We start from the raw sequence: 15,112 nt of genomic DNA, 5'->3' as shown, positions 1-15,112 counted from the left end.
CATCACCGGCAATGACTTCCTCGCGCGCGTGAAGATGCAGGGCCGCAGCAAGGTGACCCCGAACAAGAGCACCTTCAACGACATCGAGGGATACCAGGATTACTCCACCGGCAAGGCGACGAGCATCTCCGGGATCGTGGTGGACAAGACCGACCCGAAGAAGTTCACGGTGAAGTTCACCAGGATCTTCTGCCCGGCGCTCATCAGCGTATTCGGCTCGGCGCCGATGCCGGAGCACATCTTTGGCAAGTACACCGACGACGCCGACATCAACAAGGTCGTCGACGACGCCCCCGAGAACAACGCGCCGCCCGTCGCGAGCGGCCCGTTCAAGTTCAAGGAATGGCGCAAGGGCGACCAGGTCATCCTCACCAGGAATGACACGTACTTCAAGGGCGCACCGCTGATCGAGGAGTACGTCCAGAAGGTGGTCGCCGACTCGACGGTCGCAGCCGCGCAGATGAAGACCGGCGAGCTGACGATGACGCTCGCCCAGCCGGTCGACGTCGCTGACCTGTCGAAGGCCGACAACGTCAAGCTCTACAAGTGGGCGGACAACGGATACGTCTACATCGGTTGGCGGACGAACAATCCGAACGTCGCGTTCCTCGGCGACAAGCGAATCCGCCAGGGCCTGATGTACGGCATCAACACCGATGAAGTCGTCAAGGCCGTCCTCTTCGGCGAAGGCGTCAAGCAGCTCGCGCACCACCCGACCGTCTCGTGGGCGGCCGGCGTGGGCCTCAACCCGTACGCGTACGACAAGACCAAGGCCGAGGACCTGTTCAAGCAGGCCGGCTACGCCAAGGGCGCCGACGGCTATTACGCCAAGGACGGCAAGCCGCTGGCCATCACCATCGTCACCAACCAGGGGAACAAGACGCGCGAGACCTTCCTGCAGGTGGCCGTCGAGCAGTACAAGCAAGTAGGCGTGAAGATCACTCCGAAGCTCGAGGCCTTTGAGTCACTGGTGCCGAAGCTGACCGGAGGTTCTCCCGAGGTCGAGGCCGTCATCATCGGCTGGCAGCTAAGCGCGGACCCCGATCCGTTCACGATCTGGCACTCGAGCAACGTCGCCAGCCCGACCAAGGCCGGCAACAACTTCGTCGGCTACAGCAACCCGCAGGTCGACAAGCTCATCGAGACGGGTCGCAACGGCCCCGACTGCTCGCAGGCGGGACGTCAGAAGGTCTACCAGGAGATGAACAAGATCCTGAACGATGACGCGCCGTACATGTTCGGCTTCGCGCAGAACCGCATCCTCGCGACGGCATCCAACATCCGCGGCATCGATCCCGGTTCCTTCAGCCCGAACGCGGACTGGAACATCGAGAAGTGGTGGATCAAGAAGTAGCGGCAAGCTGAGACCTGATCGGGCGGCGGCGAGATCGCCGCCGCCCGATCGCGTGGAGGGCCGTCGCGAGTGCGCACCTACGTCATCCGGCGCCTGATCTATGCGATCCCCACACTGCTGGGGATCTCGATCATCGTCTTTCTGATTACGCGGCTCTCACCGGGCGATCCCGTCCGCCTGTACACCTTTGGCGCGCTCAACATCACCGAAGAAGACATCCAGGGGCTCCGCGAGCATTACGGCCTGAACAAGCCGCTCTACGAGCAATACGTCAGCTGGCTCCTTCAGGTCTTGCAGGGCGACTTTGGCAAGTCGCTCCAGTACAACCGCCCGGCGCTCCCGTTGCTCTTAGAGCGACTTCCCGCGACGCTGCAACTTGCGGTCGCCGCTCTCGTACTCCAGCTCGCGATCGGAGTGCCGCTGGGCGTGATCGCGGCCCTCAAGCGCGGCACGTGGGTCGACAACGTCATCCGCGTCTTCGGCGTCGTCGGCCACGCCGTGCCGACCTTCTGGCTCGGCCTGCTCATGATCATCGTGTTCTCGGTGACGTTCCGGCTCATGCCGAGCCAGGGCGTGCTCACCGTCGGCCATGATGTGTGGGACATCCCGGACCGCATAAAACACATCATCATGCCCGCGTTCGTGCTCGCACTCGCGGGCATCGCGAATTACTCGCGATACCTGCGGACGGAGACGCTCGACGTCATCAATCAAGACTACGTGCGGACGGCGCACGCAAAGGGACTGTCCGAACGGACTGTCGTCTACGTGCATGCTCTTCGCAATGCGCTCATACCCATGGTCACCGCGCTGGGCGGCCTACTTGCGGCGCTCGTGTCAGGCGCGCTCGTCGTGGAGCAGATCTTCACCTGGCCGGGTGTCGGACAGTTCACGTACGCGGCAGCGCGAAGTAAAGACTACCCGGTGATCATGGCTGGTGTCATGGTGGCGAGCACATTGCTGGTGCTGAGTTACCTTCTCCGCGATGTCATGTACGCCGTCGTCGATCCACGGATCAAAGTGAAGTAGTGGCTACGACGCAAACGACCGTCGGATCGGTCGTCGCCAGGGAGGTCCCGGAGCGGCGCGCATCCGCTGGACTGTGGTCCAACGCCTGGTACAGACTGCGCCGCGACCGCCTCACCGTGGCCTCGACGGCTGTGCTGGTCGTGCTGATCCTACTGTCACTAGCTGCGCCGCTGTTGGCGCAGTACGTCTTCCAGATGTCCTTCGAGAGCCAGGATCTGCTCCACGCGTACGCCGCGCCGACGCTCGATCCACCCGGTTACGTGTTCGGCTCCGACGAGGTGGGGCGTAGTCAGGCCGTGCGGCTCTTCTACGGCGGCCAGGTCTCTCTTTTCGTCGGGTTCATGGCGGCCGCCATTCAACTCACGATCGGCGTCCTGCTCGGCCTGGTCTCCGGCTACAAGCGCGGACGTATCGACGACGTAGTCACGTGGTTCATCACCACGCTCAACTCGGTGCCGGCGATATTCCTGTTGATCATCTTCTCGGCGCTGTTCACGCCGGGGCCGCTCACCCTCACGATCGTCATCGGCGCTCTCTTTTGGACCGGCATCACGAATTTCGTTCGCGGCCAGACCTTTGCGCTCCGCGAGCGCGAGTTCGTGGTCGCCGCCGTCACCGTTGGCGCGTCGGGCTGGCGGATCATGCTCCGCCACATCCTGCCGAACGTACTTCCTTTGATCTTTGTCCTCACCGCGATCGACGTTGGCTCGATCATCCTGGTTGAGTCGGCCCTCAGTTACCTGGGGCTCGGCATCATTCCGCCGACGCCAAGCTGGGGGAACATGCTCACGAATGCGTCCTCATACTTCAATCGCGCTCCGTGGCTCGTTGTGCCTCCTGGCGCGACTATCTTCTTGACCGTGCTATGCCTCTACCTCATCGGCGACGGGCTGCGCGACGCGCTCGACCCGCGCCTCAAAGCGGAGAAGTGATCAACTAGGAGGCGCTATGCACGTGCGCCTCGTCCTCGCCGCCCTCGTCGCGCTCTCCGCCTGTCAGACTCCTCCGGCGCCTGGCGTCGCGACGCCGACGCCCGCCGGCACCGTCGAGTCTGGCGGCAGCTTCCGTGTCGCGCTGACCGCAGATGCGACGACGCTCGATCCCTGGAACGCGAGCGACGTGAACACGCAGCTCGTGACCCGCCAGATCTTCGAGACGCTCGTCGATTACGACGCTGGCGGATCCAAGATCGTGCCGAAGCTCGCGGAGACGTGGTCAGTGTCGCCTGACGGCCGCTCGTGGACCTTCGCGCTGCGACGCGGTGTGAAGTTCCATGACGGGACGGACCTCGACGCTGCCGCGGTCGTGCTGAACTTCGACCGCGCCCGTCAGGCTGCGCATCCGCTGCGCGGTCCAACGGGCGCCGGCGGCCCCTCGTACCGGGCGTATGCGGCGCTGTTCGAGGGCTTCGACGACGCGTCGGTGATCGTGCGGGCGGAGGCCAAGGACAGCGGGACTCTGGTCATCACGACGAAGATGCCGTTCGGTCCGCTGCTCGCGGACCTCGCGATGCCAGGCTTCGCGATCGTGAGCCCGAAGTCGTTGCGCGACGACGTGGCGGGCTGGTCGACGCCTGCGTCGCGCGGGGCGGCAGGCACCGGGCCATTCGTATTCCGGCCGGGCGCGTGGGTGCCCGGTCAACAGATCGCACTCGAGCGCAACTCCGGCTACTGGATGAAGGACCAGGCCGGCGGTCCTCCGCTCCCGCATGCCGACCGGGTCGTGCTGCGCGTCTTCAGAGATGAGACGGCGCGTATCGCGGAGCTGCGCTCGGGCGGGCTCGATGCGGTCCGCGACCTGACCCCCGCCGCGTTGCCCACGGTGAGGGGCGACCCGAACCTGCAGCTCCTCGTGCGGCCTGCAGCGAGCGCGACATACCTCGCGATCGGCGCGCTCGCACCCTTCGACAAGGTCGAGGTCCGCCGCGCGATCGCGATGGCCATCGACAAGTCGCTCCTTGCGGCCACGCTCTTCGGTGGGGCAGGCCGGCGGGCGTCGCAGCTGCTCGCCCCGGGCATGCTCGGGTACGACGACAGCGTCCTCGAGTTCTACCGCTTCGACACGGGGGCCGCGAGGCGCCTCCTCGCGGATGCGGGCGTCGCGAGCGCCTTCGCGACGGAGCTGTGGTACCCGCCCGCGTGGCGGGCGTACTACCCGGATCCGAAACGTGTCGCCGAGAGCGTCGCCGCGGACCTCGCGAAGATCGGGATCGTTGCGACGGTACGGACCGAGGACGCCGCGGCGTATCTCGCCGACGCGCGAGGGGGCCGCCTACCGCTCTGGCTCGGCGACGGCGGCGGCGAAAGCGCGGATCCCGATTCGTTCTTTCCCGACGGCGGCGCGTGGGCCGGCGACGTCGTGCGCGAGCTCCTGCGCCGCGCCCGGTACGAGGCTGACGCGAGCAAACGGACCGAGCTCTACAAGCAGGTGTCCAAGATCATCCAGCAGGACGCGACGCGCATCCCGCTGGTGCAGGCCGACGCGCTCGTCGCCGCGACGAAGAAGGTGCGCGGCCTCGTCCCGCATCCGGTCGGCGTTGAGACGTACGCGCGGGTCTGGCTCGGGAAGTGACGAACGCGACACTTCTTACGGTTCGCGCTCGTCTAGGCTGGAGCAAATGATGGGAATGGGCGGCCCCGGTGGCGGGATGCACGTCTTCATGTGGGGGCCCAGCGGACGTCAGGCGGGAAAGCGGCCGTCACTCACGATGTATCGGCGGCTGCTGCGGTACGTCGGTCCCTACCGGTGGAACATGGTCCTCGCCGCCGTCCTGCTCGTCATCTCCACCGCGCTCGGCTTGGTGTGGCCGCGGGTCGTGCAGGCCGTGATCGACCTCGGGCTCCGCGACGCGGGATTCCTGGATCTTCTGATCCTGGGTCTCGTCGTCGTGCTCCTCGTGCGCGCTGTCATCGATGGCGTGCGTCAGTTCGTGATGGCCTACACCGGTGAGCGGGTGATCTTCGATCTGCGCATGGCGATCGTCCGCCACCTGCAGTCGATGTCGCTGTCCTTCTTCAATCGGCGCAAGACCGGCGAGCTGATGTCGCACGTGACCAGCGACGCGACCCTCGTTCACGGCGTGATCACGCAGACGATCATCCAGGTCCTGGGGCAGGTCCTCACCCTCGTCGGCGGCGTCGCGGTGATCTTCCTGATGAACTGGCGGCTGGCTCTGCTCACGCTCGTCGTGGCGCCGCCGATCGCCGTCCTCGGACAGCGCATGGGCCGCCGGATCCGCGACATCTCGCGTGAGGCGCAGGACGCCCAGGGCGAGGCCGTCGGCGTGCTGCAGGAGGCGATCGCGGAGGTACGTGTCGTCCAGGCGTTCACGCGAGAGGAATACGAGGCCGCGCGCTTCCACGAGAAGCTGCTGTTCACGTTCAACAAGACGATCGAGCGCTCGCGCATCGCCGCGACGATGTTCCCGATCATCGGGTTCCTCGGCTTCATGTCGTCGATCGTCGTCCTCTGGTACGGAGGACACGAGATCACGCGGGGGGAGATGACCGCCGGGATGCTCGTGGCGTTCCTCCTGTACATGAACATGGTGGCCGGCCCCGTCGGCATGCTCGCGAGCCAGTGGACGCAGGTGCAGCAGGCGTTCGGCGCGGCCGACCGGATCTTCGCGCTGCTCGACACGACTCCCGAGATCGAGGACAACCCAGGCGCGGTGCCGCTTCCGCCGGTGCGCGGCGAGATCCGTTTCGATGAGGTCGGCTTCCGGTACGGCGCCGCGTCCGAGCCGATAGTCCTCGACGGCGTCACGACGACATTCCAGCCCGGCGAGACGACCGCTCTCGTTGGTCCCTCCGGGGCGGGGAAGACCACGCTCGTGAATCTCGTCGGCCGCTTCTACGACCCCGTGAGCGGGCGGATCCTCGTCGACGGTCACGACCTGCGCGACGTCACGATCCGCTCGCTGCGCGAGCAGATCGCCGTCGTGCCGCAGGAGCCGATCCTCTTCGCGGACACGATCCGCGAGAACATCCGCTACGGCCGCCTCGAAGCGACCGACGCGGAGATCGACGAGGCCGCGCGGTCCGCGAACGCGACCGAATTCATCGCGCGCCTCCCCAGTGGCCTGGCCACGATCGTTGGCGAGCGCGGCGTGCGCCTGTCGGTCGGTCAGCGCCAGCGCGTCGCCATCGCGCGCGCGTTGCTACGCGACGCGCCGATCCTTCTCCTCGATGAGGCGACGTCGTCACTGGACAACGAGAGCGAATATCTCGTGCAGCAGGCGCTCGACCGGCTGATGCGCGGGCGCACGACGATCGTGATCGCGCACCGCCTCTCGACGGTTGAGCGCGCGGACCGGATCCTCGTGCTCGATCACGGGCGCATGGTCGAGGAAGGCACGCACGGCGAGCTCCTCGCGCTCGGCGGCCTGTACCACCGTCTGTACACGCGGCGCTTCGTCGACGTTGACTCGGTTCCTGCGGCCGACGGCGAGCCCGCCGCGATCGTCACGGGCCTATCGGCCGCGGGCGAGCATCGCCGTCTCCGCGTCGTGCGCTAGAGGTAGTTCATCACTTCACCGTGATCGTGGCACCCATCGCTGGCTGGACCGAGCAGAGATACACGAACGCCCCGGCGTCGTTGAACGTGAGGCTGAATGTCTTGGTCGGCTCGATGCGACCACTGACGACCTTGCCGTCTCCGCTCGACAGACTTGGGAACGGTGTGGGAGAAGATCCGCTCGGCCGCGGAGGGAAGGTCGGCGGAGCTACGCCTGTCGTGGGCCACCTTTGCGCTCACTTCACCGTCACGGTCCCACGCATCGAGTTGTGGATGCTGCAGAAGAACTCGTAGGTCCCGGTCTCGGTGAACGTGAAGCTGAAGCTCTTCCCCGCGTCCAGACTCTGATTGAACCTCCCGCTCGGTGTCCCGGGGACGCCGCTCGTGACCGTGTGCGTGGTCCCGTCGTCGTTCGTCCAGCTGATCGTCGCGCCTTTCGTGACGCTCGGCTGATTCGGGTTGAATGCGAAGCCCTTGATCGAGATCTGCGTGGCGGCAGCAGCGGGCGCCGGACTCGTCGCAGGCTGTGACGCGCAGCCCACCGCGAGGACGGACAGCAGGACCGCTGGGCCGAGCAGGCGGCTCGCAAGACGCATCAGGTCCTCCTCCCTATGGATAGAGATCTGGCCGCAGGAGCGGCGCGCAGGCCATCGCCACGAGGTCGGCGAACGCGTCGGTGCGCGACACGAAGCCTTCCGTCAACAGTCCTACGGCCCCAGTCTGCTGCTTGGATGCCGTGACGCCGAACATCTCGTCGATGATGGTCCCGAGCTCGTCGCCGGCACCGAGACGGACCGCGACCGCCGGCGGCAGCGGCATGCGAAGACCGCTCGCGTCGCCCGAACGCCCGTCGCGCGTGACGGCCGCGACCCAGGCGACCAGCCAAACGACCGGCGGCTCGTGTTCGACGCCGCCTTCGAGCCCGAAAGCGACATCCGCGCCGGTCACCCGAAGCGCGGCCCGTGCCCGGTTCCGGGCTCCCTCACGTGTCGCGTGGTCGCCCACGGGCTGATCCGGGACGCCGCTGGCGATATCCACGGCTTCGAGGTCACAGCCAGGCGCCAGACGCGCCAGAGCCCGCCTTACGGCCTCGATCTTGGCGGGATTGCGCGAGCCGATCGCGGCGCGAGCGTAGGGAAGGGGCATCTGGGGCGGCGATGTTAGGCGGAGAAAGGCTGGCGGGCGCGCCTGCCAGCGCCTAGAATTCCGAGTGCAGTGCTCGGAAATCCTCAGAACGCCTTCCACGTCTCCACGCGGGGCGAGTACGGCATGCGCCTGATGGTCGACCTTGCGCGGCACTGGCAGAAGGGCAGCGTTTCGCTCCACGCGGTCGCGCAGCGCGAGGATCTTCCCGAGGCATACCTCGAGCAGCTCGTCGCGGTGCTTCGCAAGGCGGGTCTCGTGAACGGGAAACGCGGCGCCGGCGGCGGGTACACACTCGCGCGCGATCCATCGGCGATCACGGCGGGTGACATCGTGCGCGCGCTCGAGGGTCCGATCGAGCCGCAGATCTGCACCGCCGAGGGCGACCCCGTGGTGAATTGCATCCGCGAACAGGACTGCGGGACCCGCGCGGTGTGGGTGAAGCTGCAGTCGACCATCGCGCACGCGCTCGACGGCATGACGCTGGCCGATCTCACGAAGGAGAAGGTGACCGTTGCCTGATCTCGTCATCAAGGACCTCCACGTGAACGTGGAGGGCAAGCAGATCCTCAAGGGGATCGACCTGGTCGTCCATAGCGGGGAAGTGCACGCGATCATGGGCCCGAACGGCTCCGGCAAGAGCACGCTCGCGCTCACGGTCATGGGCCACCCTCGCTACAAGGTCACGCGCGGCGAAGTGACGTACGGCGGCCGCGATGTGCTCAAGATGGCCGTCGACGAACGCGCACGCGCGGGCCTCTTCCTGGCGTTCCAGTATCCGGCCGCGATCCCGGGTGTCTCGGTCGCGAACTTCCTGCGCACCGCGATCAACGCGCGTCGCGCGGAGCCCGGCGTGACCGCCGGCAATGCGGCTGAAGCGCGGAAGAACGACATGCCGATACCGCAGTTCCGGAAGCTCCTTGCGGAGAAGATGAAGCTGCTCGAGATCGACGACTCGTTCATCACGCGCTCGGTGAACGACGGATTCTCCGGTGGCGAGAAGAAGCGTCTCGAGACGCTCCAGATGCACATGTTCGGACCGTCGCTCGCCCTGATGGACGAGACGGACTCCGGCCTGGACATCGACGCGCTCAAGATCGTCGCGCACGCGATCGAATCGCTGCGTGGTCCTGAGGTCGGGATCCTCCTCATCACCCACTACGAGCGCATCTTGAAATTCGTGCAACCGGATTTCGTGCACGTCCTCGTCGACGGCCGTGTCGTGCGCACCGGCGGGCGCGAGCTCGCCGCCGAGCTCGAAGCGAAGGGGTACGACTTCGTACGCGACGAGCTGTACAGGGAGGGCGCAGCGTGACGGTAACGATCAAGCCTGCCAACGCCGTGCGCTCGCCGCTCGACGTCGCGCGGGTCCGCGCCGACTTCCCGATCCTGTCGCGTACCGTGAATGGAAAGCAGGTCGTGTACCTCGACAACGCGGCGACGAGCCAGAAGCCGCGGCAGGTGATCGACGCGATGAGCGCGGTGTTCGAGGAGTACAACGCGAACATCCACCGCGGCGTGTACGAGTTCAGCGAGACGACGACCGCCGCGTTCGAGGGCGCGCGTGCGAGGGTCGCGAAGTTCATCGGCGCGAAGGAGGACCGCGAGGTCATCTTCGTGCGCAACGCGACCGAAGGCGTGAACCTGGTCGCGTACACCTGGGGCCGAGACAACATCAAGTCAGGGGATCGCATCATCTCGACGGTCCTCGAGCATCACTCGGACTTCGTGCCGTGGCAGCAGCTCGCGAAGGACGTCGGCGCGCGGATCGTGATGATCGACGTCGACGAGGATGGACGGCTGCGCCGCGATCAGCTGTCGGCGGAGCTGAAGAAGGGCGCGAAGCTCCTCGCGATCACGCATACCTCGAACGGCCTTGGGACAGTGAACCCGATCAAGGAGATCGTCGCCGAGGCGCATTCCGCCGGCGCGACGGTTCTCGTCGATGCGGCGCAGGCCGTTCCGCACACGCCCGTCGACGTGACGGACCTGGCCTGCGATTTCCTGGTCTTCAGCGGTCACAAGATGCTCGCGCCGCCCGGCTCCGGTGCGGTCTGGGCGCGCATAGCGCTTCTCGAGCGCATGCGGCCGTTCCTCTTCGGTGGAGACATGATCAGCCGAGTCACTGTCGAAAAGACGGAGTGGAACGAGCTGCCGTGGAAGTTCGAGGCGGGCACCTCCTCGTACGTCGACGCCATCGGCCTCGGCGCTGCCGTGGACTATCTCGAGGCCGTCGGTGTCGCGAAGATCCACGAGCACGAGCTCTCGCTCGTTGGGTATCTGCTCCCGCGACTCGCTGAGATCTCCGGCGTCACGATCTATGGGCCCAAGACGCTCGATGACCGGGTTGGCGTTGTCTCGTTCAACATCGAAGGGATCCACCCGCACGATGTCGCGACGATCTTCGACCGCGAGGGCGTCTGTGTTCGGGCCGGCCACCACTGCAACCAGCTGCTCATGACGCGCCTCGGCGTCGCCGCGACGACGCGCGCGTCGTTCTACCTCTACAACACGACCGCTGAGTGCGACGCGCTCCTGGGCGCAATAGACAAGGCCAAGAAAGTGTTCAAGGTCTAGCCATGGACGACATGTACCGCGACTACATCCTCGATCACTACAAGAACCCCCGGAATCAGGGTGAGCTCGCCGGCGCCACGAACACCTATGCGGACTCGAATCCGCTGTGCGGTGACGAGCTGAGCATGGCGCTGCGCATCGAGGACGACCGCGTCGCAGATGTACGCTTCACCGGGAAGGGCTGCGCGATCTCGCAGGCGTCTGCCTCCATCCTCACCGAGGAGATCAAGGGGAAGACGCTCGACGAGATCAAAGCCATCGACCGCGAACACATCCTTGAGAATCTCGGCATCCCGATCAGCCCGGCGCGCATCAAGTGCGCGCTGCTCAGCTTGAAGACGCTGAAGGGCGCTGCCTGGGGTCTGCCGGCGTGGCCAGGCGAGGACGACGCGAAGGCGCGCTCGGCCGGATAGGGGAGATAGATATGACCGTCGACGTTCGCAAAGAGCTACCGGACAACTACAAGTTCGGCTGGGAAGACAAGGACGCCGTCTACCGCAACGTCAAGAAGAAGGGACTTTCGGAAGAGGTCGTCCACGAGATCAGCCAGGACTACAAACACGAGCCCGACTGGATGTACCAGCGGCGGCTGAAGGCCCTGAAGCACTACCGCGTGCGCTCGATGCCGACGTGGGGCGCCGATCTGTCGGGGATCGACTTCGAGGACATCTACTACTACCTCAAGGCATCGGATTCGTCGAAGAAGAACTGGGAGGACGTGCCGGACTACGTGAAGCGCACGTTCGATCAGCTCGGCATCCCGCAGGCGGAGCAGAAGTACCTCGCGGGTGTGGGAGCGCAGTATGACTGCCTACACGAAGACACGCTCGTGCACACGTCGGATGGGCTGAAGCCGATCAAGACGGTCGAGCCTGGCGACATCGTCTTTTCATACGACGACTCGATCGAGGAGATCCGTCCTGCGCGAGTCGAGGCTCGCGTGCCTAAGGGGCCTAAGCAGGTCTTCGAGGTCAAGGTTGGCACAAGGAAGATCCGTGTCACTGAGAATCATCCGTTCCTCGCCCTAGTCGATGCGCGGCGCGCCGGACGTATCCGTCGCCGCTATCGGCGCGAGTGGCGTTACCTCAGCGACCTGAAAGTCGGCGATATCGTCGGCGTCGCACGGCGGACGCCCGATGTCGGCCTGAGTCAGGTCGTCAAAGCGCCGGAGTTGCGGCCGCACCACGCGCGCAAATCTGTCTTCTTCCCGTCCGCGACGAATGCGGACTTCATGTGGTGGTCCGGCGTTTACATCGGCGATGGCTATGTCCACAACGTTGGTCCCGGAAAGAAGAACGTCGAGTTCGCGATCCCGGCGACCCAGCCGGACCTTCGCGAGGAAGTGACGACCGTCACCAAGCGTCTCTTCAACGCAGATGCGATCGCGGTCGATGAATGGCGCCTGCGGATCTATTCGGAGCCGCTCGCTGCCTTCGTCGAAGAGAACGGGCTCGGTGGTGACGCCCTCGAAAAGCGCGTTCCACAGTGGGTCGCTGCAGCCAGCGAGCCCGAGCGTCTCGCGTTCCTTGGTGGATACGTCGACGCCGACGGGATGGTCCGCGGTACCGGCCGATCTAAGGACATGAGCATCACCAGTGGCAACTCGCTGCTTCTCGCGGATACGCGACGCGTCGCCGCAACATGCGGAATCCGCACATCCAGCATCCGGAAGTTCGAGTCACGACATCCGCATGACCGTGAGCGACTCATCACTGGTTACCGAATGCAGTTCTCCGGTGACTTCGACAAGGTCACCTGTCGCTCGCTTCGTCGTCGTGAGCGAATGAACAAGCGGCGCTGGACCCACAACGACACGTCCGTTGGTGGCACGACGATCCGATCGCACACGAACGAGTTCCTAGGCTACGCACGGATCGAATCGATCACGCCAGTGGGTATCGCCGAAACGTACGACATCACCGTTGATGGGCCGCACAACTTCGTTGCAGAAGGACTGATCGTCCACAACTCCGAGTCCGTCTATCACAACATCCGTAAGGACCTCGAGAAGCTCGGCGTCATCTTCATGGACACCGACACCGCGCTGAAGGAACACGAGGACATCGTGAGGCAGTACTTCGGCACGGTGATCCCCGCGAACGACAACAAACTCGCCGCGCTGAACACCGCGGTGTGGTCGGGCGGATCGTTCGTGTGGGTCCCGCCGGGAGTAAAGGTGACGATCCCGCTCCAGGCGTACTTCCGCATCAACAGCGAGAACGCCGGTCAGTTCGAGCGCACGCTCATCATCGCCGAGCCCGGCTCGAGCGTGCACTACGTCGAAGGCTGCACCGCCCCGGTCTTCACGACGAACACGCTTCACAGCGCGGTCGTCGAGATCATCGTCAAGGAAGGCGCCGATGTCCGGTACACGACGATCCAGAACTGGAGCCACAACGTCTACAACCTCGTGACCAAGCGCGCGGTCGTCCACAAGGGCGGCCGCATGAGCTGGATCGACGCGAACCTCGGCAGCAAGGTCACGATGAAGTACCCCAGCGTGTACCTGACCGGTGAGGGCGCTCACGGTGAAGTGCTGTCGGTCGCCTTCGCCGGCGATGGTCAGCACCAGGATGCCGGCGCGAAGATGGTCCACGCCGCGCCGAACACCACGTCGATCATCACGAGCAAGGGCATCAGCAAGGGCAGCGGTATCCAGACCTACCGCGGGCTGGTCAAGATCTACGCGGGCTCCCATGGCGCGAAGAGCACCGTTCGCTGCGACGCGCTCATGCTGGACGAAACGGCCCGGAGCTCGACGTACCCGTACATGGAGATCGACGAAGACGATGTGACCATCGGCCACGAGGCCTCCGTCTCGAAGGTCGGCGAGGAGCAGCTCTTCTATCTCATGAGCCGCGGGCTCAGCGAGGCCGACGCGACGGCGATGGTCGTGAACGGGTTCATCGAGCCGATCGTGAAGACGCTGCCGATGGACTACGCGATCGAGATGAACCGCCTCATCCAGCTCCAGATGCAGGGAGCGATCGGCTGAGCCTCGCAGCTGTCGCCGCGCCGTCATTGCCGCTCGACCGCGCGACGGTCGAGCGGCTCAGTGTTGGGCGTGGTGAGCCGAGCTGGCTCCTCGAGGATCGCCTTGGCGCGCTCGAGCGCTACGAGGCCGCCGCCTGGCCGACCGGGCAGGAAGAGGAGTGGCGCCGTTTCCCACTGAAGGACGTGCCGCCGGTCCGCGTCACTGAGCTGACTGGCGTCTCGCACCCGCCGAGCGAATACGGCTCCGTACCTCTCGAGGCGTCGCACAAAGGACTCGTATTCGACCGCTGGTCGTCCGCGGTGCGCGACCATCCCGACCTCGTCCGCAAGTGGTTGCCAGATGGTGAGGGGATGCCGAGCCATGCCGCCTTCCGCGCATGGGCCGGCGCTCTCTATAGCCACGGCAGCACGTTCCTCTATGTGCCGGCGGGTCTACACGTGGAGTTGCCGCTCATGGTGCACAAGCGCTGGGCGGCTGGCACCGCGCCGATCGTCTTCCGCACGCTGGTCGTTGCCGAAGAGGGCTCGTCCGTGACGCTGGTCGAGGAGCTGTCATCCGAGGGCGGCGGCAGCGGCCGCATCGCGGTGCCCTCGCTCGAGGTGCGCGCGGGACCCGCTGCGATCGTTCGTTACGTCGGCATCCAGCGCTACAGCGACGATGTCTGGGAGATCGGCCAGCAGCGCAACATCTCGGAGCGCGAGAGCACGCTTGCGAACTTCAACGTGCTCGTTGGCAGCAAGCGGACCAAGCTCGGCGTCGAGTCGGACATCCGAGGCAACGGCGCCGCGGTGAAGCTCTACGGCCTGGTCGCCGGCGCTGATGCGCAGCGCATCGACGTGAATTCACTGCAGCGTGTCGACGGCAAGGCCTCGACGAGCGATCTGCTCTACCTCTCGGCGCTCTACGAGTCGGCGCACGCGATCTTCTACGGGGTCATTCGCGTCGAGCCGACCTCGAGCATGACCGGGTCGTACCAGGAGTGCCGCAACATGCTGCTCTCGAACAAGGCCGGCGCGGATCCGATCCCGGTGCTCGAGATCCTGACGAACGACGTCGCGCGCTGCGGGCACGGCGCGACCGCTGGACGCATCGACGACACCGAGCTCTTCTACATCATGTCGCGCGGCCTGGACCGCCCGACCGCCGAGCAGATGCTCGTGCGCGGGTTCTTCCAGCGCGTCGTGAACGACATCCCGGACGTGCAGGTCCGTTCACGCGTCACCGACGCGCTCGCGCCTCGCATCGGACGCATCGCCGAGGTCGACGGGGCGGCAGCATGAGTCGGTACGTCCCCGTCGCGAACACGTCGGACATCGCGCCCGGCGAGGTCGCCGTGGTCGACGCCGACGGTCGGAGTCTCTGCGTCGGGCACTGCGAAGACGGCACCTGGGGCGCGATCGACAACGTCTGCACCCATGACGGCGGAGTGCTCGGCGAAGGCGAGCTCGAAGACTGCTTGGTGGAGTGTCCTCGCCACGGCGCTCGTTTCGACCTGATGA

General features: G+C 65.6%; 13 protein-coding genes and 2 pseudogenes. 13 read left to right on the top strand and 2 right to left on the bottom strand.

The features are described from left to right. From VI056_11515 to VI056_11495, 5 genes are all read left to right on the top strand, one after another. The coding region (locus VI056_11515) for an ABC transporter substrate-binding protein (protein HEY6203656.1) at nucleotides 1-1,354 on the top strand (1,354 nt) is incomplete at its 5' end. A 69-nt stretch (nucleotides 1,355-1,423) separates the two neighbouring features. Next, nucleotides 1,424-2,383 carry an ABC transporter permease gene (locus VI056_11510; GenBank protein ID HEY6203655.1) on the top strand — a complete coding sequence of 320 codons (960 nt, stop codon included), beginning with the start codon at nucleotides 1,424-1,426 and terminating at the stop codon, nucleotides 2,381-2,383. Beyond that, on the top strand, nucleotides 2,383-3,315 hold the full coding sequence (locus tag VI056_11505) for an ABC transporter permease (protein HEY6203654.1): 933 nt from the start codon (nucleotides 2,383-2,385) through the stop codon (nucleotides 3,313-3,315). Before VI056_11510 ends, VI056_11505 begins: the two co-directional genes overlap by 1 nt. 16 nt (nucleotides 3,316-3,331) lie before the next feature. Further along, nucleotides 3,332-4,954, top strand: a complete 1,623-nt coding sequence (locus tag VI056_11500) for an ABC transporter substrate-binding protein (GenBank protein ID HEY6203653.1) — start codon at nucleotides 3,332-3,334, stop codon at nucleotides 4,952-4,954. 46 nt (nucleotides 4,955-5,000) lie between these two features. Continuing rightward, nucleotides 5,001-6,899 carry an ABC transporter ATP-binding protein gene (locus tag VI056_11495; protein ID HEY6203652.1) on the top strand — a complete coding sequence of 633 codons (1,899 nt, stop codon included), beginning with the start codon at nucleotides 5,001-5,003 and terminating at the stop codon, nucleotides 6,897-6,899. Nucleotides 6,900-7,134: 235 nt separating this feature from the next. On the opposite strand, the gene VI056_11490 is transcribed toward VI056_11495, so the two are convergent. Both VI056_11490 and VI056_11485 read right to left on the bottom strand, forming a co-directional pair. Further along, nucleotides 7,135-7,494, bottom strand: a complete 360-nt coding sequence (locus tag VI056_11490) for a plastocyanin/azurin family copper-binding protein (GenBank protein ID HEY6203651.1) — start codon at nucleotides 7,492-7,494, stop codon at nucleotides 7,135-7,137. 13 nt (nucleotides 7,495-7,507) lie between these two features. Further along, the gene (locus tag VI056_11485; GenBank protein ID HEY6203650.1) at nucleotides 7,508-8,044 is read right to left on the bottom strand and encodes an inosine/xanthosine triphosphatase; all 537 of its coding nucleotides are present in this window, start codon (nucleotides 8,042-8,044) and stop codon (nucleotides 7,508-7,510) included. A gap of 69 nt (nucleotides 8,045-8,113) precedes the next feature. Here VI056_11485 and VI056_11480 point away from each other — a divergent pair, with 69 nt between their 5' ends. The 8 genes and pseudogenes from VI056_11480 to VI056_11445 all read left to right on the top strand — a co-directional run. Continuing rightward, nucleotides 8,114-8,563, top strand: coding sequence for an Rrf2 family transcriptional regulator (locus tag VI056_11480; protein HEY6203649.1), 450 nt, complete (start codon nucleotides 8,114-8,116; stop codon nucleotides 8,561-8,563). Continuing rightward, on the top strand, nucleotides 8,556-9,356 hold the full coding sequence (gene sufC / locus VI056_11475) for a Fe-S cluster assembly ATPase SufC (protein ID HEY6203648.1): 801 nt from the start codon (nucleotides 8,556-8,558) through the stop codon (nucleotides 9,354-9,356). The genes VI056_11480 and sufC overlap by 8 nt, the downstream gene beginning before the upstream one ends. Then, entirely contained in the window at nucleotides 9,353-10,618 is a 1,266-nt protein-coding gene (locus VI056_11470) for a SufS family cysteine desulfurase (protein ID HEY6203647.1), read from the top strand. Before sufC ends, VI056_11470 begins: the two co-directional genes overlap by 4 nt. 2 nt (nucleotides 10,619-10,620) lie before the next feature. Next, a complete protein-coding gene (locus VI056_11465; GenBank protein ID HEY6203646.1) occupies nucleotides 10,621-11,031 on the top strand; it encodes an SUF system NifU family Fe-S cluster assembly protein in 411 nt (136 codons plus the stop codon). Between the two features lie 11 nt (nucleotides 11,032-11,042). After that, nucleotides 11,043-12,583 (top strand): annotated as a pseudogene (locus tag VI056_11460) (LAGLIDADG family homing endonuclease). Beyond that, a pseudogene (gene sufB / locus VI056_11455) lies at nucleotides 12,582-13,613 on the top strand (Fe-S cluster assembly protein SufB). The pseudogenes VI056_11460 and sufB overlap by 2 nt, the downstream one beginning before the upstream one ends. 26 nt (nucleotides 13,614-13,639) lie before the next feature. Further along, on the top strand, nucleotides 13,640-14,893 hold the full coding sequence (locus tag VI056_11450; GenBank protein HEY6203645.1) for a SufD family Fe-S cluster assembly protein: 1,254 nt from the start codon (nucleotides 13,640-13,642) through the stop codon (nucleotides 14,891-14,893). Continuing rightward, nucleotides 14,890-15,112 (top strand): Rieske 2Fe-2S domain-containing protein (locus tag VI056_11445; protein ID HEY6203644.1); only part of this gene is annotated, 223 nt, incomplete at its 3' end. The genes VI056_11450 and VI056_11445, both read left to right, overlap by 4 nt.

This window comes from Candidatus Limnocylindria bacterium (assembly GCA_036523395.1).
GTDB lineage: Bacteria > Chloroflexota > Limnocylindria > P2-11E > P2-11E > CF-39.
Note: the sequence above shows the minus strand (reverse complement) of the source record. Positions and strands in the feature narration are given on the sequence as shown.